A 25,963-nucleotide genomic window follows, 5' to 3' on the forward strand; every position below is an offset into this window, starting at 1 on the left:
AGCGGTGCGATGGCAACTCGCAAGCAATAAAAAAGCGAGCCGGTGGCTCGCTTTTTTGCAATCAATTCAAAGCGGTCAATTAGTTGACGCGACGCTTGAATTCGCCGGTGCGGGTATCGATTTCGATCTTGTCACCGATCTCTACGAAAGCGGCAACAGCCAGCTCGTAGGTAGTTCCTTTCAGACGGGCAGGCTTGGTCACTTTACCGGAGGTGTCGCCACGGGCAGCCGGCTCGGTGTACTCAACTTCGCGCACGATGGTGGTCGGCAGTTCTACGGAGATGGCTTTCTCGTTGTAGAAAGTCACTTCGCAGATGTCTTCCATGCCGTCTACCAGGTAGTTCAGCACGTCACCCAGGTTGTCTTTCTCTACGTCGTACTGGTTGTACTCGGTGTCCATAAAGACATACAGGGGGTCGGAGAAGTAGGAGTAGGTGCACTCTTTACGTTCCAGCTGAACAACGTCCAGCTTGTCGTCGGCCTTGAAGACGGTCTCGGTAGCGCTGCCGTTCAGCAGGCCCTTCAGCTTCATTTTGACCACGGCGGAGTTACGGCCGGATTTGTTGAATTCAGCCTTCTGAACCACCATCGGCTCGGTGCCGATCATGACTACGTTACCAGCGCGGATTTCCTGTGCGGTTTTCATGTAAAAAATTCCTGTTCGTGAAACGGACGGATAAAAACTGCCAGATTATATACGGCTTTCTAAAAATTTCACCAACCGTGTGACGAGATCCCCATCCCGGAGCAACTTCTGTGACCAGCTTCGCCCATGTTGCTGCCAAATGGCGCTATATCGGGGCCATTGAGCCCAAAGTTCGCCGCAATCTTCGCCACGATTGAGGGCTAGATTGAACCAGCGTAGCCATTGAGCACATTCGGCGGGCAAATCGGATAAGTAGTGATCGAGGAACTGCTCCAGCTTGACCAGATGAGCCTCCTCCTCCTGTTGGTAGATGTGCCAGAGGAAAGGACGAGCCGCCCACTGGGCCCGTACGAAGGAGTCCTCCCCACGCACCAGATTGAGATCGCAGCTCCACAGCAGTCGATCGTAACCGGCCTGATCTGTCATCGGCAGCAGCTTGATGGTGAGGTTGCCCGAGTGGAGCAGATCCCCCGCTTTGGCTGCAGGGATGGCATCAGTCAGACCGGCACCGGTGAGCACATCGTTGAGAGAGCGCCCCTGCGGCAGCAGCAGGGTGACGGGCGTGGCACTTTGGCACCAGCTCTCGACCAGACTCTTCAGCGCATCGCTCTCGTAGGTAAAGAGGCTGACCCGCAGCTCGTGCTCTTGTTTTGGCGGCAAACCGAGACTGGCCCAGTAGGCTGCCAGTCCCGCATCATCTTGCTGCCACTGTTCCCGCTCGGCGATGAGGTCGTGCTCGCACAGGAGACCGCCGGTTTTAGCGGTAAAGCCCGGGAAGAAGAAGTATTTGTTGAGGCTCTGGTTGCCCACCCGCTGGGGCGAGGCGAGGCCGTGGCAATCCTCGACCCAGCTCTCTGCCGAGAGGTACTCCAGATTGATCCAGCATGGGGGGCTGGGTTGGCTCGCCATCAGCTCTATGAAGGGGGCGGGCAGCTCGCAGGCAAAGGCCTCGATCACCACCCTGGCCGGTGTCATGTCGCTCGGCAGGGTCTCATGCCAGTGCTGGATATAGATGCCATCGACCCACTGGCCATCCTGCGCCGGGTCGAGGCCCGGACAGATGCGGGCAAAGCTTGCCAGATCGTCCACCCAGAGCCGCACCTGAACCTCATCGCCATGTGCCGCAATATTCCCCTCCCGTTTTAGCTGGCGGGCGAGTCGCCAGGTGACGCCGATGTCACCGAAGTTGTCGACGACGCAGCAGAAGATGTCCCAGTCAAACGGGGGCAGGGGAGTTCTCATGGCTCGGGATCCCAGATGCAAAAAAACCGGTGCGCAGGGTAGCACACCGGTTGACTGGCTTCTAACCGTCAGCGTGTGACGGCGGTCTGTGGCAGGTTACTCCTTGCCGTAGACGTTGTTCTCTTGCTCGCGTACCCGGATAAAGGTGGTGCGCTTGGTGAGCTCTTTCAGCTGGCTGGCACCCACGTAGGTACAGGTGGAGCGCACGCCGCCCAGAATGTCGCGCACGGCGTTCTCGACCGGGCCGCGGTAGGGCAGCAGTACGGTTTTTCCCTCGGAGGCGCGGTATTCCGCGACGCCGCCGGCATGTTTGTCCATGGCGCTGGAGGAGCTCATGCCGTAGAACTTCATGAAGGGTTCGCCGTCTACATCGACGATCTCGCCACCGCACTCCTCGTGGGCTGCCAACATGCCGCCCAGCATGACGAAGTCGGCGCCGCCGCCGAATGCTTTGGCGACGTCGCCCGGGCAGGTGCAGCCGCCGTCACCGACGATCTGGCCGCCGAGGCCGTGGGCCGCATCGGCACACTCGATGATGGCGGAGAGTTGCGGATAACCGACACCGGTCTTGACGCGAGTGGTGCAGACCGAGCCAGGGCCGATGCCGACCTTGACGATGTCGGCGCCGGAGAGGATCAGCTCTTCGACCATCTCGCCGGTCACCACGTTGCCCGCCAGAATGACGTGGTTGGGGCAGGCTTCACGAATCTTGCGTACAAACTCGACGAAGTGTTCGGAGTAGCCGTTGGCCACGTCGACACAGATGAAGCGCAGCGCTTCGGACATGGCGAGGATCTGGCGGGTCTTGGCGAAATCTTCAGCCGAGGTGCCGGTGGAGACCATCACATGGCCCAGCAGCGCCGGGTCGGTCTCGTTGACGAAAGCTTGCCACTGCTCAAGGCTGTAGTGCTTGTGTACCGCGGTCATCATCTCGAAACCGGCCAGCGTGCGCGCCATGGCGAAGCTGCCGACGGTATCCATGTTGGCGGCGATGACGGGTACGCCTTGCCATTGGGTCTGAGTGTGTTTGAAGGTGAACTGACGGGTCAGGCTTACTTGGGAACGGCTCTTGAGAGTAGAGCGCTTGGGGCGGAACAGGACATCCTTGAAACCGAGCTTCAAGTCTTCTTCGATACGCATTACAAATTCCTTATTGAGCCTTGTTGAAAGTCACTTTTGCAGTGGCAAATTTTCGGCAGGCGCAAAAAAACCGGTGGTTTTCAGGCCCTCCGGTTTACAACAGTGTAGGCAAAAATCCCTTCAGAACAAGACTGATAATTTGTAAATCCTTGTGGTAGCCTTTGGCGTCACAACCTGAGGTTAACCACCAGTTTCATCCAGCACTGTTCGGTGCCTTGCTCTCCTTCGATATTCCCGCCCGCTTGGGCCGCCGTTCGGCCACACTTTGTCGTCTCTCTCCTGACCCGCCAGATATTATCCAAGTAGCTGAAATAAATCGGATTGACCCACAATGGGACTGTGGTAGATCTGGGCGCAGGATTGACAAGGCAGGGCAGTAAAATGGGCAAGATGATGGTGGGGATCACCCTGATGCTGGCACTGTGTGGCAGTGCGCTGGCTGAGACCCCGACCAGCTATGGCTGGATCGAGAAGGGGCTTATTTTGCCTAGCGGCGTGGCGGTGAAGATGAAGCTTGACACCGGAGCGCTCACCTCTTCCCTCGATGCACGCGCCATCACCAGATTCAAACGGGATGGCAAGCCCTGGGTGCGCTTCATGCTGGTGGTGACCGATGCCGACAGCGGCAAACTGGTCAAACAACAGTTCGAACGGAGGGTCGAGCGCAGCGTGACGGTGCGCGGGGCGGGCGGTATGGAGCAGCGGCCAACGGTGACCATGTCCATCTGTCTGGGGGACAAGGTGTATGAGGAATGGTTTACCCTGCGGGATCGCAGCAAGATGATCTATCCGGTGCTGCTGGGCCGCCGGCTGCTGGCCGAGCTGGGCCCGGTGGATTCCAGTCGAACCTTTACCGTGCAGCCAGATTGTCATTGAAAGTAAAGAGCCCGCATCGCGGGCTCTTTACTTATCGCTTATCTTGCCGGCGGGAGCGGGAGTAACACGCTCACCTCCAGCCCCCTTTCCGGCCGGTTGTGGACATCGAGGTCGGCGCCGTGCAACTGGACGATGCGCGAGACGATGGCCATGCCAAGGCCGACGCCATCCCCCTGCTGGGGATTGACCCGAAAGAAGCGTTCATACAGCCGGGGCAAGGCGCTGGCGGGAATGCCGGGGCCGTTGTCGCTCACATCCACCCTCACCCGGTTGCCCTCTCGCAGTACCCGCACCCTGATCTCACCCTCCGGCTGGGTGTAGCGCAGCGCATTGTCGATGAGATTGCTGAACAGCAGTTCGAGCAGGGTGGCCTGCCCCATCACCAGCAGCGGAAATTCACACTCCAGCGATAGCTGCTGATCCTTCTTGAGCGCGATGGGAGCCAGCGTTGCCAGGGTGCCTTGCAGCAGGTGGCCTATCTCCAGCTCGGTCAGCACCAGTCCCTGCTGGTTGTCGATACGGGCCTGGGTCAGCAGTTGGCGGATCAGCCGATCGCTGCGATCGAGGGCTTGCAGCATCTTGTGCAGGGATTGCTGGCGGCTCACTTCATCTTCGGCAGTCAGGGCATTTTCACTGTGGATCCGCAGCACCGCCAGCGGGGTGCGCAGCTCGTGGGCCGCCTCGTTGGTGAACTGCTTCTCCCGCTCTATGGTCTCCGCCAGCGCCTGCATCAGCCGGTTGATCTCGTTGGTGAGGGGGGTCAGCTCCTGAGCGCTTATCTTGAGGCTGAGGGGGCTCAGGTTGGCGGGGTGACGTTCGCTGATGGCCTGGGCCAGCTGGCGCAGGGGTGCCAGCCCGCGGGTGATGAGCCACCAGAGCAGGGCCAGCAGGAACGGCAGGGTGATCAGTAGCGGCAGCATGGTGAGGGTGGCCATCTTGCTGGCCAGTTCGCTGCGCTCGTCGTCCCGTTCGGCCACCACCAGCCAGGTCTGCTCCTGCTGGTTGTAGAGGGTGAAGGTGCGCCACTGGTGATTATCTTTTTCGACCGTGTCAAAGCCGATAGCCAGGGTGACCAGCGGCTGATCCGGGGCGCTGGGGGCGCGCAGCAGCAAGCCGCCCTTTTCATCGAGCAGCTGGAAGTAGAGATTGCGTTCGAACTCGTGGCCGTAGGGGGTGATCTCCCGATCCTCGCCGGTCAGGTTGAGGCTGGGGTCTTTTTGCCACTCATCGGGATTTTGCGCCTCCCACTCCTGATAGACGGTGCCGTTGGCGGGCAGTTGCCCCTGCTGGGCCATGTAGCGAGCCAGCAGCTGGTTGGTGATGCGGGCCGACTGTGCGAGGCGGGCATCAAACAGCTCCTCCATTTCGTGGCTCGCCTCCATGTAGCCGATAAAGGCGCTGATGGTAAGACTCAGGCTCACCAGCGTCAGGATACCGGTGAGCAGAAAGCGGCGAATGGAGCGCGGGCGTTTCATCGTGCGGGTGTCCGGCTTGGCTGTTCGAGCTGCGGAATGATGTAGCCGACCCCGCGAATATTGCGGATGAGGTCGCTGTAGAACTTCTTGCGCAGATGGTGGATATGCACCTCTACCGCGTTGCTCTCGGCACCTTCATCCCAGCCGTAGAGGCTCTGTTGCAGCTGATCCTTGCTCAGCACCCGGCCGCTCTGGCTGATCAGCTCCTGCAGCAACTTGTATTCGTGGGGGGTGAGTTTGACCGCCTCCCCCTGATAGGTGACCTGCTGGGATTCGGGATAGATGAGGATGTCGCCATACTCCAGTACCGCCTGAGCCTGCCCCTTGCTGCGACGAACCAGGGCGCGCAGGCGGGCGTTGAGCTCCTGCAGGGCGAAGGGCTTGACCATGTAGTCGTCGGAGCCGGCATCGAGGCCGACTACCCGATCGTCCAGCGCATCGCGGGCGGTGAGGATCAGCACCGGCAGCTGGTGTCCTTCACGCCGCAACTTGCGCAGCAGGCTGAGGCCATCGATGTCGGGCAGGTTGAGATCGAGGATCAGGGCGGCGAACTCGTCGCTCTTGAGGGCTGCCAGAGCGGGCAACCCCTGTTGCAGCCAGTCCACCGTATAGCCGCTATGGCGCAGTGCATCCTGCATACCATCCCCCAGCATCACATCATCTTCTACCAGCAGGATCCGCATTCTTTTCTCCCTTGGTTTGTTGGGTGTGGCGATCTGGCTCAGCGCCAGGGCGTGCCGTGGCATAAACAACCCTGCCCACCAGTATGCAAGCTGGTGGGCAGAGTTTAAATAGTTCTTTGATCCATCAGGGTTTTATAGCTTGGCCAGTCGATCGCGGATCTCCATTCTGCGCCCTTCGTCGGCCACTTCGCGGCCCGGGCGGGCCGGGGCGGCCAGCGCCTTGTCGAGATAGGTTTTGGCCTCGGCTTTGCGACCCTGATCCAGCAGGAAGTCGCCATAGAAGAAGTTGGGGTCGATGCCATCCGGATTGATGGACAGCGCCTGCTTGAGCAGCTGTTCTGCCTTTTCGTCATCGCCAAAGCCGACCGGCCAGCCGGGCACCTGATAGTAGAGGGAGCCCAGACTGGTGTAGGCAGAGCCGTCCAGCGCCTTGGGATCCTGCTTGAGCGCCAGCTCCAGCTTGGCCTTGGCCTCTTTCACCAGACCCAGTGCCCCCAGCCCCCCTTTGGCCCCCGCCCAGGTGCTCTTGACGATGGCAGACCAGATCAGCAGATCGGCGCGAAAAGGCTCCTTGGCGCTGGCCGCTTCGGCCTGGGTGCTCAGGGTTTCGAGGCAGCTCTCTTTCGCCTTGCCGGTCTGTTGATACTGGCAGACGGCCCACTGTTGCTGGATGGGGACGAGGGCATCACCCGCGGCCATGACCGAGGAGGACCCCAGCAGGATGGCGATGGCACAAGAGGTCACGGATTGACGGAAAAAATTCATATTAATGCTCCTTCTTGGTCGGGATCGGGCGGGACAAGTCTGGTTGTGGCGCACTGTTGGCGCAGGTATCAGTCGTCCCTGGCTGAAGATGACGGGCATAACGTTTGATGATCGGCAGCTGTCTGGCCAGCGCCTTGTCGACAATGCCGGGCAGCAGGGCATTGAGCCGCACGAACAGTTTTTCCGGCCAGCCGAGCCAGCTGCGGCGGGTTTCGTTGCACAGGGCGATGACCGCCTCTTCGGCCACCTCCTGCGGGCTGTCGGTCTGGGTGCCGAGCGCTGCATTCATCTCGTAAGCGGCCTCAGAATTGAGCTTGGTGCGGGTGGCGCGGGGGGCAAAGTGCAGCACCTTGATGCCGCTCCCCTCCAGCTCCCGTCCCAGCGCTTCGCTAAAGCCGCGCAGGGCAAATTTGCTGGCGCAGTAGACGCTGTAACCGGGGTAGCCGATGCTGCCCAGGCTCGACCCCATGTTCATGATGATCCCCGGCTTGCGCATGGTTGGCAGCAGGGCACGGGTGAGCTGGATGGGCGCCTCGATATTGAGCAGCAGCTGGCGCTCCACCTGCTCGAAGCTCTGATCTTCCAGCCAGGCAAACTGGTTGCAGCCAGCGTTGTTGATCAGGATGTCGATCCCGTCCTCCAGCGCAGGGTGTTGCAACAGCTTGGCCCGCTCCTGTGCTGAGCCGAGGTCGGCGAGCACCACCTGATGGCGCTCGGGGTGGGGCAGTGACTTGCACAGCCGCTCCAGTGCCGGGCCGCGACGTCCGTGCAGCAGCAGGTGTGCCCCTTGGGCGGCCAGCTCCTGCGCCAGCTCTTCACCTATGCCACCGCTGGCGCCGGTGAGCAGCACGAGTTTCCCTTCAAGGTTCATGGTATGGATTCCCTTTTTGCTGTCTGCTGCCGACTTACGGTGTGGCGGTGAGGTTGTAGAGCATCTCGCCATAGAGGCGGTAGACCACCTTGGCCCCGTGGATGATGGCGGCCTGATCCGCCGGACTCTCGACCCGATCCATCAAGGATTCAAAGAACTTGAGGTGCTCCTGATCCAGGGCGCCGTGGGAACTCAGGTAGCTCATCGCCTGGGGTGGCAGGCCGAGACCCTTTTTCAGCTGGTCGGCGACGGTGAGAGCGATGGCCACGCTGGTGCCTTCCAGTACCTGCACCATGCCGAAGAAGCCCATGGGGTTGCCGCGCTGGATCTGGTCGTAGAGGAAGGCGACCATCAGCTCGATGGGCAGCCCGGGCTGGCCGTGACGCACCGCCTCGGCATCGCCGCCACAGGCGCGGATGTCATTGAGGATCCACTCCTGATGGCCGTACTCCTCGTCGATGTACTCGGCAATGGCGCCGCGAACCCACTCGTACTCCTGACCCAGCTTGCCGCCGGTTGCCATCAGCAGCGGAACTGTGTGGCGCACGTGGTAGTAGGCCTGCGCCAGAAAGGCGAGATAGGTGTCACGGCTGATATCGCCACGGCGGCAGGCTTCGATAATGGGGGCGTTGAACAGATGCTCGCGCTCACTGGCTGTAGCTTGTTGCAGAGTCTGGTAGAAGCTCATGACGATTCTCCTGTAAGGCATTGGCTGATTTGCCGGGAAAAGTGTTGGTAAATTTCGTTGCGACGGGGGCGCCCGTTGGCGGTCAGCAGGCCGGGATGCTGGTCGAGTACCACCGGCAACCAGTAGTGCAGCCGGGCATAATCGGGCAGCCTCTGGTTCAGACCGGCGATCTGGCGTGGCAGATCCGCCTCTTTGCCCGGCAAGGGCTGGATCAGCGCCACGTTGGCTGGCTGACCATCGCCAAACACCACGATGCGTGCGATGGCGGGGCAGAGCTGGGCCTCGGCTTCCACCCACTCTGGCGAGAAGTTGCGGCCAAAGGCGGTGATCTGGACATTCTTCTTGCGCCCGGTGATATGGAGGTAGCCCTCATCATCAAGATGACCCAAATCGCCTGTGGCGATCTTTTCGGGAGTCGGTTCGTTGCTGCCGAGATAACCCAGCATGGCACTGCCGCTCACCATAATTTCGCCGTCGCTGGCGATAGTGACCTGACAGTGGGGCAGGGGGCGGCCGACGCTGCCGGGCTTGTCAGCATCCGGGCTGTTTAGCGCCACCACAGAGCCACATTCCGAGAGGCCATATCCCTCATACACCGGCAGGCCGAGCTGGCGGGCATGTTTGATCAGGTCGGGAGCCACCTTGCCGCCACCGACGGCAATAAAGCGCAGGCTCTTGAGCTGCTGGGCCAGCGTCGGGGTGCTGGTGCAGAGCGCCAGCAGCAGGCGCAGCAGTTCGGGCACCAGCACCAGACTGTGGGTCGACCAGCGCAGCAGCGCTTCCCCCAGCATGGCTGGATTGAGCGAACTGGAGCCGGTGAAACCGAGCTCACCGAGGGACGGAATGCGGCTGCAGGCACCGGTCAGCAGCGGCACATAGAGGCCGGTGATGTTCTCAAGCAGGGTGGCCAGCGGCAGCAGGGTCAGGTGTTTTTCCACCTTGGCTGGCGCGACTCGCTCGGCCAGCGCATGGCTCACCGCCATCATCTGGGTCAGTGACAGGCAGACGCCCTTGGGCTGGCCCGTGGTACCGGAGGTGTAGGTGATCTTGGCGGTGCCCTTGGACAGCGCCGGTCGATTGGCCGGGGTATGGCGCCAGAGCGGTAGCTCGCCGGTGATCAGCGAGATCGGTTCGGCGGCATGCCACCCCTGATGATATGGGCCGACCAGCGCATCGGCGCCGCTGCTCTCCAGCAACCAGGCCTGCTGGGCCTGACTGAAGAAGTGGGGCACAGGGATCACCACGATACCGGCGCGGGTGCAGGCGAGATCCAGCAGCGCCCAGGGCAGGCCGTTGTCCAGTTGCAGCGCCAGACGGCTGATGTCGAGCTGTTGCAGCTGACTGGCCAGACGCTGGATCTGTTGCCACAGGGTCTGGTAATCGAGACGCTGCTGGCTGCTCAGCAGCGCAGGGGATTGCGGATCCTCGTGGGCATGTTTGGCGATGGCGTCGAACAGGCTCATTGGGCGCACCTTTTTTGATGGGTCTGGTTATCACTGCTCTCGCCGGCATCGTCAAACAGGGTCGGCATGGGGGCCAGCAGATTGAGCAGCAGGCTGCGCTGGGCCAGCACCTCGCGCCCCTGATTGATGTCGCCCACCATCACCTTGGGTTGGCAACGGTAGTACTCACCCCAGGCGTCGGCGTCGGCCCCCACCTGATGGGCCTGGGCGGGGGCCAGCTCCACCGGATTGAGTTGCAGGCGGGCAAAGCTGTTGCGCAGCTTGGCCGTGCCGGTAAAGACCACGTAGTCGAGGGCGTTTTCACACAGCAGACGACACAGGGCCGCAAACATCAGGCGGGCATTGCCCGGTTCGCTGCAGGCCAGATTGCCCACTTCGATAATGCGGTTGCGTGCCGGATAGACCCCGAGGCGGGTGTTGATGGCGGCCTCGATGGGTTGCTCCAGATACTGTTCCAGATAGAGAGGCCCCTCACTGGCATGATTGAGACCACAGGCGCCGACCAGCGTCCCGTCCGCCCGATAGAGCCCCAGCAGGCAGGGGAGAAAATGGGGGATGCGGGCGTTGAACTCGAGGGTGTAGGCGGCCTGGATATAGGTTTGCAGCGCAATGACCTGCTGCGGGGACTTGGCTAGCAGCAATCGGTAGGGGGCCTGGATCTCGATGGTCATGGGTGACTCCTTCTCTTGCGATGGTTTGAGAGTAAAAGGGCAAACTTAAGAAACCCTTAAGGAGCAAAAAAAGTTGTCAGCGAGGCAGCGGGCAGGCAATCTGCGCCGCTGTTATCCAACAGGAAGCCCCCAAGAGGAACCGCCATGTCATCCACCGTCAGCTGCCCCCTGTGTGCCAGCCATCGCAGTTATCCCCTGCCGGTGGCGGGCAAGCGCTATCATCGCTGCCTCGTGTGCGAGCTGGTCTGGCTGGATGAGGCGGATCATCTGGATGAGGCGGCGGAGAAGGCGGTCTATGACGGTCACGACAACCGGGTGGATGATCCCCGTTATCGCAGCTTTCTGATGCGGGCTTTTGGTGAGGTGCTGGCGCGGGTGCCAACCCCTGCCAGTGGCCTCGATTTTGGCTGTGGCCCAGGGCCGGCGCTGGTGGCGATGGGGCGCGAGGCGGGTTACCAGATGGCGGGGTATGACAAGTTCTACGCCGATTTTCCCGAGTTGCTGACGCGTCAGTATGACTTCATCACCAGTACCGAGGTGATCGAGCATATCGCCGAGCCGCGCACGGTGCTGGCGCAGTTGTGGGATTGCCTCAAGCCCGGTGGCCTGCTGGTGCTGCAGACCCAGCGGGTGCTCAGTGACGAGCGGTTTAAAAACTGGCGCTATCGCCACGACCCGACCCACATCGTCTTCTTTGCCGAGGCATCGTTTCAGGTGTTGGCCGCCAGCTGGCAGGCCGAGCTCAGCTTCCCTCACGCCGATGTGGCGGTGTTCACCAAACCTGAACAGGGTGTATTCATTTGATCATGGATTGGGCATGCTGATCGCCTGACTTCTGGAACGGATGCCCTGTTTTCATGTCCATACCCCACCTCTCACTGCAGGATGCCCGTCATCTGCAACTGGCGGCGCAAGGGCTGCTTGCCCCCCGTCGCAGCAAGGCGACCCCGGCCGATCTGCTGGCCACCATTCGCCGCATGGCGCTGCTGCAGATCGATACCATCTCGGTGGTGGCACGCAGCCCCTATCTGGTGCTCTTTAGCCGCCTTGGCCAGTATGAACCGCGTTGGTTGGAGCAACTGCTGGCTGACGGCGAGATCTTCGAATATTGGGCCCACGAGGCCTGCTTTGTGCCCCGCGAAGATTACCGATTGCTGCGCCACCGGATGCTCGACCCCGTCGCTATGGGCTGGAAGTTTTCGGCCAACTGGCTTGCCACCCATCAGCAGGAGATCGACCTGCTTATCGAGCGCATTCGCCAGCATGGCCCGGTGCGGGCGGCCGACTTTGAACGCACAACCGGCAAGGGGAATGGCTGGTGGGATTGGAAGCCGGAGAAGCGCCATCTGGAGGTATTGTTTACCACCGGTAAGCTGATGGTGCGGGAGCGGCGCAACTTTCAGCGGGTCTATGACCTGGCCGAACGGGTCATCCCCGATTGGAACGACCAGCGGGATCTGCCGAGCGTCGAGCAGGCGCAGCGGGATATGGTGCGCGCCAGCTGCCGGGCGCTGGGGCTGGTCAAAACCGGTTGGGTGGCGGACTACTACCGGCTGCGGCGCGGCAAATACGATGACCTGCTCCATCAGCTGGCGGACGAGGGGGAACTGCTGCCGGTACGGGTGGAGGGGTGGCAGCACGGTGCTTTTGTGCACGCCTCGCTGGCCGATGAGCTGGCAAGGGCACTGGCGGGCACCCTCAAGGCAACCCATACCACCGTCTTGTCGCCGTTTGACCCGCTGGTGTGGGATCGCAAACGGGCCAGTGAACTGTTCAATTTTGACTATCGCATTGAGTGCTACACCCCAGCCCCCAAGCGTCAATACGGCTACTTCGTGTTGCCCTTGCTCCATCGCGGCAAGCTGGTGGGCAGAATGGATGCCAAGGCTCATCGTCAGCAGGGGATCTTCGAGATCAAGAGCCTCTATCTGGAAGCCGGGGTGAGAGTGACCCGTACGCTTGCACAGGATCTGGCGAAAGCCCTGCAAAAGCTGGCTGACTGGCACCAGACCCCGCAGCTCCGTTATGGTGCCATTCCGGCCAATTTGCTGGCGTTGTGGCATGAAAGCGCCCCTGCAAAGTGAGCTCTATCCCTTCTGGGCTAAGCTGCAAGAGGGATAAACAGTTCGGGAGCGGGAGATGAGGCGAGCGGCAACATGGTGGGCGGGATTGGCGATGGCCATCTTGTCCCCCGCGCTATGGGGGCAAGAGCCGCCAGTGAAGATCTGTCTGGGGGAGGGCAACGAGTGGGCCCCCTTTACCTACTGGGAGCGCAAGGACGGGGTGCCCGATACCAGCCGCCTGACCGGTTCGGCGACGACGCTGGTGCTCGATGCCCTGCAACAGAGCGGGCTCTCGCACCAGATCCGCTATCTGCCCTGGGCGCGGGTGCAGCAGGAGCTGGCGGATTTTCGCCAGAATGGTCTGTGCGAGCTGACCTGGGATGCCAGCTACAAGCCGGAGCGGGCCGAGTTTGCCTTCTACAGCGTTCCCCTCTATTACACCCACCTCGGTTTCTTCTATCTCAAGCGCCGCTACCCCGAACCGCCGGATCTGCAGACGGTCAATCGCTCCCGGGTGTGCGGGGTGATTGGTTACAACTACACACCTTACGGGCTTGCGCAGGAGCCACGCCGGGTCAAGCAGTTGCAGCAGGCGCTCGATATGCTGGAGCGGGATCGCTGCGATTTTCTGCCGAGCGAAATCGAACCTCTGGTGGCAGGCATCAGCCTTGGCATCTACCGCAGCGAGAGCGGGTTGCTCAATCTCGCCCTGCCCAGCCGCAAGGGATTCTATCTGCTGGTGAGCAAGGGCTCCCCCCGCGGTCACCAGCTGGTGAACATCCTCAATCAGTCGCTGGTGGCATTTCAGGAAGGGGGGCATACGGATGAGGTGATGCGCCGCTTCTTGCCACCGATGGAGTAATAGCGAAGGGGGGCTGTCATTCAGGAGGAGCAGATAAACAGAGGGCCAGCCGGTGCAAACCGGCTGGCCCTTTTCTACGTGAGAGGCTGTCAGGCCGCCAGACGGGTCAGTACCTTCACCAGCAGCTCGATGCGCGGGGCAATGCTGGCCAGATCCAGATACTCCTCGTCACTGTGGAAACCGGCGCCGATAGGGCCCAGACCATCCAGAGTGGGGATGCCGAGGGCGGCGGTCAGGTTGGCATCTGAGCCGCCCCCCACCTCCTGCCAGCTGATCGGCAGTCCCAGTTCGGCGCCACACTCCTCCACCAGCTGCATCAGTGCCTGGGTGCCTTCTGATGGCACCATGGCCGGTTTGTGGGCCTCGCGGGTCAGCTGGATGGTGACACCGTCCAGATGCGGCCGCTCGGCCAGGGTCAGCAGATGATCGTCGATCTGGTGGTACTCCTGATTGTCCCAGAAACGGACGTCTACCACGGCGCTGGCATGGGCCGGCACTATGTTGGCGCCATTGCCCCCCTCGACAGTGCCGATGTTGAGGGTGGTGCCGCTCTCGAAGTTGGTCAGGGCGTTGATAGCCAGGATCCAGTGGCCCAGCTCGGTGATGGCGCTGCGCCCCTTCTGCGGTTCGTTGCCCGCGTGAGCCGCCTTGCCGGTGAAATCGATGCGATAACGGGCCATCCCCTTGCGCGCCTTGACCAGCGAGCCATCGGCGCGGGCCGCTTCGGCCACCAGCACCTGTTTTGCCTGTTTGGCCACCGTTGCCAGCCAGTCGCTGGAGTGCAGGGAGCCGATCTCCTCATCCGGGTTCATGCAGACGCAGATGCTCAGGCGATCGCGCACCTCGCGGGGCAGTTCACGCAGGGCATAGAGGATGTTGAGCAGGCCGGATTTCATGTCGGAGACACCGGGGCCGTAAGCGCGCTCGCCATCGATACTCATCGGGCGGGCGGCGGCAGTGCCGAGGGGGAAGACGGTATCCATATGGCCGATCAGCATTACATCGATCTGTGCCGCATCAGGCTGGTTGCGGATCTCCAGTCCCACCCCGGCTGCGCCACAGTCGACCCGCTTGATCTGCCAGCCGCCCATCGCCTCATATTTGGCGGCCATCAGGTCGGCCACTGCTGCAATGCCCGGCTGGTGCAGGGATCCGCAATCCAGATTGATCAGCGGGGCCAGTTCGGTCAGGTATTGATCCAGAGAAAAAGTCATTGCTTGCTCCACTATCAGGTTCGGGTCAGAGAAGGATGTTCATCACCAGCATGGCGCCGAAGGCGTTGAGTACCGAGATGGCGACCATGATGGGGATATAACGCCCTTCGGTGCCGATACAGCCGAGGATGCGGCCCATGTACTGCACCTGGGAGCCCATCAGGTAGATGGCTGGCGCCAGAATGGCGATGTGGGTGCCGTTGAGGATCCCCTGATCGAACAGGGTGATGACCACACCGACTGCACCGCCCATCGACATCCAGGCGCCGATCAGCACGGCTGCCGCCTCACCGGGCAACCCGAAGATGGCCATGACGGGGGAGAAGATGGCGCCCATGGCATCCAGCGCGCCGGTGATCTGCAGCGCCTTGATGATGACGAAGGCCATCAGTACGTTGGGTACGGTGGAGGTGGTGGCGATGACCCAGCCCTTCTTGGCCCCTTCGACGAAGATATCGGTGACGATGGGTTTCTTGATGTTGGCCTGGCTCATTTGGCTTGCTCCTGAGTGTTGAGAGTCTGCTGGGTGTTGTTATCGGTCTGCTTGCCTTCGCTCATATTGAGGTAGACCCGGAACAGGTTGGCCCCGACAAATTTGAAGGCGAACATCACGATGACTGCCAGACCGATGGAGGAGCTGACCGCCGGGCTGCCATCCGCCAGCGTCAGGGTGAACAGCACGGCGCCGGAGGAGAAGAAGTTGACGATGGTGGCGCCAGCGGAGAACTGGAACATGGTGAACACGTCGGTTTCACGCTTGGTGATGAGCCCTTCATCCTTGAGCTGACGAGTCATGGCGGCACCGGCATCGGTACTCTGCAGGGAGGCGATCAGTGCCAGACCTGTATTGCCCGGGATCCCCATCAGCGGACGCAGCAGCGGGGTCAGCAACTTGCGGGCCGCTTCCAGCGCGCCGTAGTGCTCCAGCACATTGATCATGCCAAGGGCAAACATCACGGTGGGGATCAGGGTCAGGGCAAACAAAAAGCCATCGCGAGCGCCGTTGCCCCCCTTGCCGCGCATGTCGGTCATGGCGGTCTTGATGCCGTCACCATTCTCGCTGACGCTCTGGACCATGGTGCCGAACGAGCCGTTCAGCGTGGTGAAATCGAATACCCCGTACCACTCGCCGGATTGCAACAGTCCGGAGAAGAAGACCACGGCGAAGGCCAGTGCCAGGTAACTGCCTATGCTCACCGAGCGTGTTTTGTCTGTCATTAGCTAGCTCCATATGAATAATTATTTAATCTGAATAATTATAATTGATATGGATGTCACTAAATTGATGGTGGTCAAAATGGTTTGCTACAAATGACGAATGTATTGGGGTTATGTGACTGTGATCGCCATATGATTGGACGATAATCTGGTTTTTATCGAATTGTTTGAGTGAATAAAAAGCAGGGGCGGGATAGCGGGGCAAAAAAAACCGGGCACGAGGCCCGGTTTGGTCAATCAGTCAGATGTGATTACTGGAGTACCAGTACCATCAGCAGGCCGACACTAATGGCAGATACCAGGAAGGCAAAGCCATAGAACACATAGTGGTGCAGCTTGGTGGTGTGGATCCCCAGATCGTGCAGACCGTGGTAGATACGGTGCATGCCGTGCCAGACTGGCAGAGCGATGATCACCAGCAGGATGCAGGCACCCCACCAGGAGCTGGCGAACGCGTGCACGCGGTCATAGCTCATGGTTTCCACGTCCATGATGCCCATGGGCACCAGCAGACCGGTGATGAGGACAATGACCGGCAGCAGCATGGCAACGACCATGCCACCCGCACCAAACAGACCCCAGTAAATTGGTTCGTCAGAACGTCTCATTGTTTTCTCCTCAGGCCACGATGATCAGGACAAGCAGGGACACCACCGCCAGCGCCACATACTGGGCGAGAACGATCGGCTTCTCCGGTACCAGGTCTTCACCACGGAAGATACGCATGGCTTTCGGCGCCAGGGCGAACCAGGTTTTGGCATGGAACAGGCACGCCGCCAGAGCGACGACATGGAACAGGATGGCGATCGGGCTTTGCAGGGATTCCAGCCAGCCGTTGAACGCTTCCTGACCCTGAACCAGGCGCATCAGGCCCCACATCAGCACAACGGCGTAGATGGAGACGAAGATACTGGTGCCTTCACGGATCATGTAACCGGTGTAGAAGGCGTTCTTCAGCCACCAGTCTTTCTTCATTTCGCGGACGTAAGGTTTACGTTTGCTATCAGTGTTGTTCATGGTCTCAATCCTGCTCTCAATCTGGCTTGAACATGGCGATCATGTAGTCCTTGGCGCTCTCGACCTTGCCAAGCTGGATGGCCGCTGCCGGATCGACGCCTTTCGGGCACACTTCGGAGCAGTAGCCCACGAAGGTACAGCCCCAGACGCCTTCGTCCTGGCTGATGATGCGCATACGCTCTTTGGCGCCGGCATCACGGTTGTCGACGTTGTAGCGATAGGCCAGAGCCAGTGCCGCCGGGCCGGTGAACTTCTTGTTGATGCCGTACTGCGGGCAGGCCGCGTAGCAGAGACCACAGTTGATGCACTGGGAGAACTGCTTGTACTGCGCCATCTGGGCCGGAGTCTGGATGTACTCGCCATCACACAGGCTGCGCGGCTCGCTCGGGATGATGTACGGCTTGATGCTCTCCAGCTTCTCGATGAAGTCGGACATGTCGACTACCAGATCGCGCTCGATCGGGAAGTTGTTGAGCGGCTCTACGGTCATCTTGCCCGGCAGGTAGTCGCGCAGGAACGCCTTGCAACCCAGCTTGGGCACACCGTTGACCATCATGCCGCAGGAGCCGCAGATCGCCATCCGGCAGGACCAGCGGAAGCTCAGGGTAGAGTCCAGGTGATCCTTGATGTACTGCAGGGCGTCCAGCAGAGACATCTCTCTCTGGTATGGCACCTGGAAGGTTTGCATCCAGGGCTCGTTATCCTGTTCTGGACGGTAGCGCAGGATCTCAATTTCAATCATCTCAGCCATTCTTCTTAGCCTCGTCTTGTTTCTCACCCTCGGAGCCGTACACGCGTTTTGCCGGCTGGGACTTAGTGATCTTCACATCGGAGTAATCGATGGAGGGCGTTTCGCCATTTTTGTAGAACGAGAGCGTGTGCTTGAGGAAGTTCACGTCATCGCGCTCTTCGTAACCATCCAGACGCTGGTGGGAACCGCGGGACTCTTTACGATTGATGGCGGAGTGCGCCATGGCTTCAGCCACGTCCAGCATGTAACCCAGTTCGATGGCGTACAGCAGATCGGTGTTGAAGACAGAGGACTTGTCGTTGATCTTGACCTTCTTGTAACGGGCTTTCAGCTCGTTGATCTTGTCGATGGTGCCCTGCATCAGCTCTTCGGTACGGTAGATACCGACGCCGGCTTCCATGGACATGCCCAGTTCGTTGCGGATATCGGCCGGGTTTTCGGTACCGTCTATGTCCATCAGGGAGAGGTGCTGCTTGATGAGCGCCTCGGCCTTGGCGGCCAGCGCTTCGGTGTTGCCATGCTTCTGAGTCTTGGCAAATTCACCTGCCTGCTCACCGGCCAGCTTGCCGAATACCACGATCTCGGACAGGGAGTTGGAACCCAGACGGTTGGCACCGTGCAGACCGACGGAGGCACATTCGCCCGCGGCGTAGAGGCCGGGCAGACGGGTGGCACACTTGTTGTCAGTCTCGATACCACCCATGGTGTAGTGGGCAGTCGGACGTACCGGGATAGGCTCTTTGGCCGGATCCACGTTGACGTAGGCTTTGGCCAGTTCGCAGATGAACGGCAGACGCTCTTTCAGGTACTTCTCGCCAAGGTGACGCAGGTCGAGGTGAACCACATCGCCCATCGGGCCCTGAATGACGCGGCCTTTCTGCTGCTCTTGCCAGAATGCCTGGGAAACGCGGTCGCGCGGACCCAGTTCCATGTATTTGCTCTTCGGCTGGCCGATCGGGGTTTCCGGGCCCAAGCCGTAGTCTTGCAGGTAGCGGTAGCCATCCTTGTTCAGCAGGACGCCACCCTCACCACGACAACCTTCGGTCATCAGGATGCCGGTGCCCGGCAGACCGGTCGGGTGATACTGGACGAATTCCATATCACGCAGCGGTACGCCGTGACGGTAGGCCAGTGCCATGCCGTCGCCGGTGACGATGCCACCGTTGGTGTTGTAGCGATAGACACGGCCAGCACCGCCGGTTGCCACGATCACGGATTTGGCCTGGATGAAGCGGGTGATACCGTTCTGGATGTCGAAGGTCAGTACGCCCTGAACGCGGCCGTCGTCCACGATCAGATCAAGACAGAAATGCTCGTCGAAGCGCTTGATGCTCGGGTATTTGACGGAGGTCTGGAACAGGGTGTGCAGAATATGGAAACCGGACTTGTCTGCTGCGAACCAGGTACGCGGAACCTTCATGCCACCAAACGGACGCACGTTGGCTTTACCATCCGGCTTGCGGCTCCAGGGGCAACCCCAGTGCTCCAGCTGGATCATCTCTTTGGTTGCGTTGTTGACGAAGTATTCCACAACGTCCTGCTCGCACAGCCAGTCACCACCGGAGACGGTGTCGTTGAAGTGGTTTTCGAGGGAGTCGTCATCACGGACGACACCGGCGGCGCCGCCTTCGGCAGCAACCGTGTGGCTGCGCATCGGGTAAACCTTGGAAATCAGGGCGATGTCCAGGTCTGGCTGTGATTCGGCTATAGCGATAGCGGCGCGTAAGCCGGTACCGCCAGCACCGATGATGGCCACATCGGTCTTGATAATATCCACATCTGCCTCCTTAGGGATAGATTTGCTGGGCACGATTTTGCTCTATGAAAAAAATTCAGGCTTGATGCAAGTCAAACTGCTAGGTTTTATTCCCTTTTTATTGGTTATTTTTCTATAAAACACCCAAATCCCTGGATGAAAATGTCGTTATTATCGTCATTTTTTGGTGTTACTGAGCAGTTGAACACCTAGCTACGAGTACTTTAACTTCTGGATTGTACGTAGTTTTCTTTCAATAAAATGCGAATCACCTCTCTTTTTAGGTACTCTCGAAAAAAATTTTAAGTTTTTTATTGTAATTTTTTAATGAGAATTATTGGCGTTTATCTATTCGGATAGAAATAGGTAATCCGAAATGCTGTGGTGGCCACGGCGGAGATCTGATAATTCCAGACGAATTACAAGGATTTCAAGGCGGGGTATTTGGCGGGTAATGTGAGATTACTCACTGAAAATTAAGCGCTATTTAGAAAAATAAAAGGGGCCTGTACGGCCCCTTTTGCTCATGCTCAAATGCGGAACATGCCGACCTGATTGCTCAGTTCACCCGAAATATTTTTAAGTTGCTCAGAGAGATGGCGTGAGCTGTCTGCATCCACTGCCAGTTCGTCCGAGACATCTTTCACTGCCTGAATGTTGCGACTTACTTCGTCGGTGACGGCCCGCTGCTCTTCAGCCGCGCTGGAGATCTGGGTCGCCATGTCGGAGATCTGGTTGATCGAGGTGGTGATCTGTTCCAGCGCATGGGTGGCGTTGTTGGCGTCATCCACGCTGTTCTGGGCCAGCAGCTGGCCTTCGTGCATGGTACTGACCGCTCCCTGGGTATTGCGTTGCAGGGTTTCGATCATATTGCGGATCTCGACGGTGGAGCTGTGGGTACGCTGTGACAGGACGCGCACCTCGTCGGCTACCACCGCAAAGCCGCGGCCCTGTTCACCGGCACGTGCCGCTTCGATGGCGGCGTTGAGTGCCAGCAGGTTGGTCTGCTCGGCGATGCCCTGAATGGTGGAGAGGATGGTGTTGATCTCCTGAGCGTTTTTCTCCAGCTCCTGAATGATGTTGGAGGCCTGTTCCACCTGGGTGGCCAGATCGGTGATGGAGCGCTGGTTGCGGGCGATCACCTGCTTGCCATGCTCGCAGCTGCTGGAGGAGCTGCGCGCCGCTTCGGCGGTCTGCTCGGCGTTGCTGGCAACCTCGACCGCGGTGGCCGACATCTCGTGTACCGCAGTGGCGATCTGGGAGATCTCGTTTTGCTGGCGTGCCAGCCCCTGATTGGCCTTCTCCGCCATGCTGTGGGAGGACTTGGCCTGCTGGTTGAGTTGGCCGGAGGAGTTGGAGATATCCTGCACCATCACATGGATCCGCTCGATGAAGGTGTTGACGTGTTTGGCAACCGCGCCTACTTCATCCTCACGTTCAATCTTGATCCGGCGGGTCAGATCGCCATTGCCACGGGAGAGATCGGCAATCGCTTCGCCCAGGGTTTTCAGAGGGGCCAGCGAGCCGTTGATGGCGACATAGGAGAAGCCTGCCACGATCAGTATGGTGATAAGCCCCTGAATGAAGGAGGAGGTAACCATGCGGCGTACCGACTGGTAGGCGATCTCTTCATCCACCATCATGCCGTAATACCAGTTGGTATTGGGAATGGCATTAAAGTCGTAGACCTCTTTCTTGCCGCTGATCACCAGCTCGTTGATCATGCCGTCATGGGCGACCTGATTGATGTAGGCCGCAGTCAGTTCCGGTGCCAGAGCGGTGGCGGATTTCAGACTCAGGGAGGCATCTGGGTGCGCGATGATGGTGCCATTGCTGTCCACCAGCATGGCGTAGGTGCCCTCGGTGGTGACCGCCAGAATATCCGAGATCAGTGAGCTGATGGAGACGTCACCGGCGATGACTCCCTGGGTATTGCCGCGCTGGAACGGCTCGGCAATGGTGACAATCAGCTGGCCGGTGGAGATGTCGGCATAGGGGGCTGTAATGACCAGCTTGCCTGCGGCGGCCGCGTCCTTGTACCAGGGGCGTTGACGTGGGTCATAACCGGCGGGCAAGTCGGTTGGTTTGCTCTGGATCATTTTGCCGTCTGCGGTACCGGCATAGACCAGGTCGAAGCCACCGGCATTCATGGACTGGGCCAGATGACTGATGGGCTCGTCTTCTTTGGCGAATGCTTCCTTGGTGGTGCTGACCATGCTGATCCGGGAGTCGACCCAGCGGGAGATCCCCTTGACGTTGGCCATGGAGCTTTCGTCGATGATGTTCCAGACCAGTCGCTGGGTCTCGCTGCGCAGTTGCGAGGTGTTGTACCAGACCTGCAGGCAGGTGATCACCAGAATGATGACCCCGATAGCCAGAACAAGCTTGTTTTTAATGGATAAGTTCATAGTTACATCCTTGTGAGCGTCAGTCTGAAGTGTGTGTGGAATCTAGTTATTGTTATGAGCCTCTGTTTATCGGCTGAAGTTGAACTCTTTGTATCCCGGTCAGCTATTTAAAGTTAGTGCCTAAATCAGTGGTTATCCATGCGCGTATCGCCCCCTCACTGCGTCAGAAAACGATCTGGTCGATTGGTGAAGATTCCATCGACCCCCATGCTAGAGAGCGTTTCATAATCTTCTGGATCATCAACGGTATAAACCAGAACTTTGAGCCCCCGGCGATGTGCATCTGCAACCAGAGATTGATCCACAAAATCCACGTCGCAGTTGAGTGACCAGGCCCCCAGTTCGTCGGCAAACTGCGCCAGGTTGAGCGGCAGGTTGGCGGTCAGGGCACCGAGCCGGATATCGGGCCGCGAGGCGGCAAATCGGGCCAGCTCCGGGTGATGGAAGGAGGAGACCACCCACAGGCCGGGAGTAAAGCCCAGCTCGGCCTCTGCCCGTCGGGTCAGGGCTGCCACCGCATCGGCGGTATGGGTGCCTTTGAGTTCGATGTGCAACTCGCAGCGTCCGGCGATGATCTCCATTACCTGCCACAGGGTCGGGATCACCTCTCCCTCACCGGCATCGAGCTGCTCCAGATAGGAGCGGGATTGCTCGGTCAGCACCCCCTTGCCATTGGTGCAGCGCTCCAGCCGCCGGTCGTGGAAGACCCACAACTCGCCATCGGCCGCCTGCACGTCGATCTCGATGGCTGATGCTCCCAGCTCCAGCGCTTTGGCCATCGCCTTGAGAGTGTTTTCGGGGGCCAGGCCGCTGGCGCCACGGTGGGCAATAATCTGCATGTTCTGCTCCTTTTACCTCGCGGATCAGCCGCGGCTCAGGTGAATGTCGATCTGTTGATGGGGCAGGGTAAGTCCCTGCTGCTGCATCTTCTCCAGCACCAGCGAGTGAACCTCGTGGGTGATGGGCATCCGGTGATCCATGTTGTTGACGTAGAGGCGGATCTCGTAGATCAGTGCCGAGTCGGTGAATTCGATCAGGAACACCTCGGGCGTCGGCGTCTCCAATACCAGGGTCGATGCCTGGATGGACTCTTCCAGAATGCGCTGCACCAGTTTCGGATCCCGGGTCAGGCCGATCCGGATCCGCAGTTTGACCCGGGTGATGGCATCGGAGAGCGACCAGTTGATGAACTGTTCGGTGATGAAGGCCTTGTTGGGCACGATGATCTCCTTGCGATCCCAATCCACTATGGTGGTGGCCCGGGTCTTGATCTTGGTGACGGTGCCGGTGAGATCGCGAATGGTGACGGTGTCACCGAGCCGGATTGGCTTCTCAAACAGGATAATGAGGCCGGAGACAAAGTTGGCGAAGATCTCCTGCAGGCCGAAACCCAGCCCCACCGAGAGGGCGGCGACCAGCCACTGGGTCTTCGACCAGTCGATGCCGAGCATGGAGAAGCCGGTGAGGGCACCGATCAGGATCACCAGATACTTGCTGGTGGTCGTGAGGGCAAAGCCGGTACCCGGGGAGAGGCTGAGGTGTTGCAGCAGGGTCAGCTCCATCAGCCCCGGCAGGTTGCGGGCAGTCACCACGGTCAGAATGAAAACGAAGGCGGTCAGCATCAGATCCTGCAAGGTGATGGCCGAGAGCTGCTCGATGCCGCCAATCTTGCTGCTCACCTGCCACACCTCGATATTGCTGAGGAAACTGAAGGCGGAGTTGAGATCCGACCATTGCACTACCACCAGCATGGTAAAGCCCAGCATCAGCAGGGTGCGCACCAGTCCCAGCGACTGGGCGCTGATGGTATCGAGATCCAGCTCAGTCTCTTCCACCACGTCCGGGGTCTCGGAGCTGAGCTCGTCATGCCCCTCTTCCCGGCCGCGCTGGGCCAGGATCTCGGCCCGCTTGCTCTTGGCGCGCTCGAAGGCTAGGCGGCGGCGCTGGATCAGCATCCAGCGTCTGGCCAGATAGTAGACCAGCAGGCAACCCAGCCCCATCAGCAGGCTAAGCTCCAGCTGGCGCAGCAGGGTGCGCGAGGTATAGAAGTAGCCAAACAGGGCGCCAATCACCGCCAGCAGCGGCGCCAGCATCAGGCTGTTCCAGATGAAGTGGTGCAGCAGATGGGGCTTGGTCATGTCGGTCTGGCCCCAGGTGAGCGGCAATCGCTCCCGGTTGAGACGGGCAAAAAAGAGCAGTAGCCAGAGTGCGCCGATCATGAATGCCATCCGGCCGAGGGAGTCGTAGAAGGCGTGCTCCTGATAGCTGTTGGCCATCCCCTGCACAAAGAAACTCGGGATCAGCACCAGCAGCAGGGTGCGAAACTGCCCCCACACCTTTTGCACCTGTTCCCGGGGCCAGCGGAAGTGGTGGATCAAAATCCCCCGCTCCAGCGTCAGATGGCGGGCCATCACCAGCGCCAGCAGCAGAAACCAGATCTCGCCAAGACCGCGCGCCACCGCCACCGCAAACGGGTATTGCCAGGCCCCTTCGAGCAGGCCGCGCACCATCAGCACCATGGCGGGCAAGGGGAGGGCGGCAAGCAGGGAGCGCAGCAGCAAGCGGCTGGTGAGGCTGAATTTGTCCTGGGTTACCTTGCCGATCCGCGGCGCAATATGGTCGCAATAGAGGCTCAGATGACGGGCCAGTTTGAACCAGCTCCAGGCCAGCACCAGCAGACCAATACCGGCCAGCGTGAGGCTCAGCGGGCTGTTTTCGGCGATGGCATAGGGCAGTTGCAACCAGTTGTCCGGGTTGAAGGCCAGCGTCAGCGCGGCGGGAATGCCGAGCATCACCTGTGGGGTAAAGGGGCGCACATCCGGCATCCAGAACAGGTGGCTGGCGCTTATTTCGCGGATCTCGTCGATCTTGCTGTTCTGGCGGCTGTAGAGCAGTTTGAGGCGGGTCTGCTCCTGAATGAGGGTGTCGGAGGTGTCGTTGAGCCGGGTCAGCAGCTGGCGCCGGGCCTTGAGCAGGTTGTCGAGCACCGCTTGCTGTGGCCGATCGAGCGTTACCTCCTCTTCGGCCATCAGCTTGTCGCGCAGCTGGCGGGTATCCTTGAGCCCATCCTGTTCGCTCTCGTACTGGTACTTGGCCATGCGGGCGCTGACGATGGCGGACTCCAGCTTGTCGAGGGGAAACTGGGGTGGCAGATCGGAGAGTTTGCTGCGCAGGTTCTCGCCGTAGGCATTGCTGATCTGCAGCCACTCCAGCTGTTCGCGAACCGAGTTGACCAGCTCATTCAGCTCAAACAGATTTTTGTCGACACTGCGCTGTTCGTCCTGCACCCGATCAATCTGATCTTCCAGTGTGCCGAGCTGGATGGAGAGTGCCTGATTCTGCTGTTGCTGCTCTAGCAGCAGCGGCATGTCGGTGGTGAGCTGCTTGCGCAGCCGCTCGCTCTCCTCCAGCGCCTGCTCGGTCTTCTCCCGCCGCAGCTGGTTCTGCTGGGTCAGCAGGCTGGCTTGCCACTCATCCTCGTCGGCGATAGCCAGATTGAGCTCCTGCAGTTTCAGCTTGCCGAGATCGTTGCGCTGCTGGGCCGAGAGCTGCTCCAGCTCCAGCATCTGGATCCGGTCGGAGAGGCTCTGCTCCTTCATTCTGGTCAGCAGCAGCTGTGCCTCCTGCTGGCGATCCGATTCGCTGCTGAAGCTCAGTCGCTCCAGCTGGCTGCGGGTCAGTTGCAGCTGTTTGCGCAGATCGTCCACCCGCAGGTGATACTCCTGCCCGGTGCTCTCCAGCTGGTTGAGGCTATCCATCACCCCCTGCCGCTCCTTGCGCAGGTTGAGCTGACGGTTGCTGCTCAGACCTATGGCCTGGCGCAGCGCCTCCTCCTTGAGGCTCGCCAGCTGCGGGCGAGCTGCGGGCTGATAGTTGTGCAGGCTCTCCTTGAGGCGCGCCGACTCCTTGGGGTAATCGATGAGGATCTGCTGATAGGCTTTGCTCTGCTCCCGGTAACGCTCGGCCTCTCTGGCAAATTGCAGCGCCTGCTGGTAGCTCTCCCGCAGCTTCTGGTTTTCCGGGGTATCGCTCTTGGGCACGCTCTGCAACAGGGATTCGGCCTGGGCAATGGCATCGTCGGCGCGCACGGTTGGCGGCAACAAGAGAAGGGAGAGCAGCAAGAGGGTGAGCAGGCGTTGCAACATGAGGCTCGT

At 60.0% G+C, this 25,963-nt stretch carries 24 protein-coding genes; 4 read left to right on the plus strand and 20 right to left on the minus strand.

Translation table 11 applies throughout. From position 1 onward, the window contains the following. Window positions 1–79: 79 nt before the first annotated feature. The 3 genes from efp to WBR25_RS04885 form a co-directional block, all read right to left on the minus strand. Window positions 80–646, minus strand: coding sequence for an elongation factor P (gene efp / locus WBR25_RS04875; protein ID WP_005362323.1), 567 nt, complete (start codon window positions 644–646; stop codon window positions 80–82). A 45-nt stretch (window positions 647–691) separates the two neighbouring features. Further along, window positions 692–1,888 carry an elongation factor P maturation arginine rhamnosyltransferase EarP gene (gene earP, locus WBR25_RS04880; protein WP_479749494.1) on the minus strand — a complete coding sequence of 399 codons (1,197 nt, stop codon included), beginning with the start codon at window positions 1,886–1,888 and terminating at the stop codon, window positions 692–694. A 96-nt stretch (window positions 1,889–1,984) separates the two neighbouring features. Beyond that, complete coding sequence (locus WBR25_RS04885; RefSeq protein ID WP_005348017.1) at window positions 1,985–3,028, minus strand: GMP reductase; 1,044 nt, start codon at window positions 3,026–3,028, stop codon at window positions 1,985–1,987. A 381-nt stretch (window positions 3,029–3,409) separates the two neighbouring features. On the opposite strand from WBR25_RS04885, the gene rloA3 reads away from it, so the two are divergent. Further along, complete coding sequence (rloA3, locus tag WBR25_RS04890; RefSeq protein ID WP_323910935.1) at window positions 3,410–3,904, plus strand: retropepsin-like aspartic peptidase RloA3; 495 nt, start codon at window positions 3,410–3,412, stop codon at window positions 3,902–3,904. Between the two features lie 38 nt (window positions 3,905–3,942). Here the strand turns inward: rloA3 and WBR25_RS04895 are convergent, their stop codons facing one another. From WBR25_RS04895 to WBR25_RS04925, 7 genes are all read right to left on the minus strand, one after another. After that, window positions 3,943–5,379, minus strand: coding sequence for an ATP-binding protein (locus WBR25_RS04895; RefSeq protein WP_479749495.1), 1,437 nt, complete (start codon window positions 5,377–5,379; stop codon window positions 3,943–3,945). After that, entirely contained in the window at window positions 5,376–6,062 is a 687-nt protein-coding gene (locus WBR25_RS04900; protein ID WP_005335091.1) for a response regulator, read from the minus strand. Before WBR25_RS04900 ends, WBR25_RS04895 begins: the two co-directional genes overlap by 4 nt. Window positions 6,063–6,194: 132 nt before the next feature. Beyond that, window positions 6,195–6,827 carry a tetratricopeptide repeat protein gene (locus WBR25_RS04905; RefSeq protein WP_479749496.1) on the minus strand — a complete coding sequence of 211 codons (633 nt, stop codon included), beginning with the start codon at window positions 6,825–6,827 and terminating at the stop codon, window positions 6,195–6,197. Between the two features lies 1 nt (window position 6,828). Beyond that, on the minus strand, window positions 6,829–7,698 hold the full coding sequence (locus WBR25_RS04910; RefSeq protein WP_445981514.1) for an SDR family oxidoreductase: 870 nt from the start codon (window positions 7,696–7,698) through the stop codon (window positions 6,829–6,831). 34 nt (window positions 7,699–7,732) lie between these two features. After that, a complete protein-coding gene (locus WBR25_RS04915; RefSeq protein WP_005362310.1) occupies window positions 7,733–8,386 on the minus strand; it encodes an iron-containing redox enzyme family protein in 654 nt (217 codons plus the stop codon). Continuing rightward, complete coding sequence (locus WBR25_RS04920; RefSeq protein WP_479749497.1) at window positions 8,383–9,849, minus strand: AMP-dependent synthetase/ligase; 1,467 nt, start codon at window positions 9,847–9,849, stop codon at window positions 8,383–8,385. The genes WBR25_RS04915 and WBR25_RS04920 overlap by 4 nt, the downstream gene beginning before the upstream one ends. Further along, window positions 9,846–10,520, minus strand: coding sequence for a thermostable hemolysin (locus tag WBR25_RS04925; RefSeq protein WP_479749498.1), 675 nt, complete (start codon window positions 10,518–10,520; stop codon window positions 9,846–9,848). Before WBR25_RS04925 ends, WBR25_RS04920 begins: the two co-directional genes overlap by 4 nt. Window positions 10,521–10,664: 144 nt before the next feature. On the opposite strand from WBR25_RS04925, the gene WBR25_RS04930 reads away from it, so the two are divergent. From WBR25_RS04930 to WBR25_RS04940, 3 genes are all read left to right on the plus strand, one after another. Further along, a complete protein-coding gene (locus WBR25_RS04930; protein ID WP_479749499.1) occupies window positions 10,665–11,324 on the plus strand; it encodes a class I SAM-dependent methyltransferase in 660 nt (219 codons plus the stop codon). Between the two features lie 53 nt (window positions 11,325–11,377). After that, entirely contained in the window at window positions 11,378–12,604 is a 1,227-nt protein-coding gene (locus WBR25_RS04935; RefSeq protein ID WP_479749500.1) for a winged helix-turn-helix domain-containing protein, read from the plus strand. A gap of 91 nt (window positions 12,605–12,695) precedes the next feature. Beyond that, a complete protein-coding gene (locus WBR25_RS04940; RefSeq protein WP_127006007.1) occupies window positions 12,696–13,445 on the plus strand; it encodes a substrate-binding periplasmic protein in 750 nt (249 codons plus the stop codon). 89 nt (window positions 13,446–13,534) lie between these two features. Here WBR25_RS04940 and WBR25_RS04945 read toward each other — a convergent pair whose 3' ends face one another. The 10 genes from WBR25_RS04945 to mscM form a co-directional block, all read right to left on the minus strand. Further along, window positions 13,535–14,659 carry a M20 family metallopeptidase gene (locus WBR25_RS04945; protein ID WP_479749501.1) on the minus strand — a complete coding sequence of 375 codons (1,125 nt, stop codon included), beginning with the start codon at window positions 14,657–14,659 and terminating at the stop codon, window positions 13,535–13,537. 25 nt (window positions 14,660–14,684) lie between these two features. Next, on the minus strand, window positions 14,685–15,152 hold the full coding sequence (locus WBR25_RS04950) for a YjiG family protein (RefSeq protein ID WP_005335063.1): 468 nt from the start codon (window positions 15,150–15,152) through the stop codon (window positions 14,685–14,687). Then, a complete protein-coding gene (locus WBR25_RS04955; protein WP_005335061.1) occupies window positions 15,149–15,877 on the minus strand; it encodes a nucleoside recognition domain-containing protein in 729 nt (242 codons plus the stop codon). Before WBR25_RS04955 ends, WBR25_RS04950 begins: the two co-directional genes overlap by 4 nt. A 251-nt stretch (window positions 15,878–16,128) precedes the next feature. Continuing rightward, the gene (gene frdD, locus WBR25_RS04960; RefSeq protein ID WP_005335059.1) at window positions 16,129–16,485 is read right to left on the minus strand and encodes a fumarate reductase subunit FrdD; all 357 of its coding nucleotides are present in this window, start codon (window positions 16,483–16,485) and stop codon (window positions 16,129–16,131) included. Between the two features lie 10 nt (window positions 16,486–16,495). Then, window positions 16,496–16,894, minus strand: a complete 399-nt coding sequence (locus WBR25_RS04965) for a fumarate reductase subunit C (RefSeq protein WP_005335058.1) — start codon at window positions 16,892–16,894, stop codon at window positions 16,496–16,498. A 16-nt stretch (window positions 16,895–16,910) separates the two neighbouring features. Further along, a complete protein-coding gene (locus tag WBR25_RS04970) occupies window positions 16,911–17,645 on the minus strand; it encodes a succinate dehydrogenase/fumarate reductase iron-sulfur subunit (protein WP_005335057.1) in 735 nt (244 codons plus the stop codon). Then, window positions 17,638–19,422 carry a fumarate reductase (quinol) flavoprotein subunit gene (gene frdA, locus WBR25_RS04975; RefSeq protein WP_047437968.1) on the minus strand — a complete coding sequence of 595 codons (1,785 nt, stop codon included), beginning with the start codon at window positions 19,420–19,422 and terminating at the stop codon, window positions 17,638–17,640. The genes WBR25_RS04970 and frdA overlap by 8 nt, the downstream gene beginning before the upstream one ends. 509 nt (window positions 19,423–19,931) lie before the next feature. Next, window positions 19,932–21,809, minus strand: coding sequence for a methyl-accepting chemotaxis protein (locus WBR25_RS04980; protein ID WP_005335052.1), 1,878 nt, complete (start codon window positions 21,807–21,809; stop codon window positions 19,932–19,934). 155 nt (window positions 21,810–21,964) lie between these two features. Beyond that, the gene (locus WBR25_RS04985; RefSeq protein ID WP_479749502.1) at window positions 21,965–22,648 is read right to left on the minus strand and encodes a glycerophosphodiester phosphodiesterase; all 684 of its coding nucleotides are present in this window, start codon (window positions 22,646–22,648) and stop codon (window positions 21,965–21,967) included. A gap of 24 nt (window positions 22,649–22,672) precedes the next feature. Continuing rightward, window positions 22,673–25,954 carry a miniconductance mechanosensitive channel MscM gene (gene mscM, locus WBR25_RS04990; RefSeq protein WP_479749503.1) on the minus strand — a complete coding sequence of 1,094 codons (3,282 nt, stop codon included), beginning with the start codon at window positions 25,952–25,954 and terminating at the stop codon, window positions 22,673–22,675. Window positions 25,955–25,963: the final 9 nt, after the last annotated feature.

It is taken from the genome of Aeromonas sp. MTB, assembly GCF_056632455.1.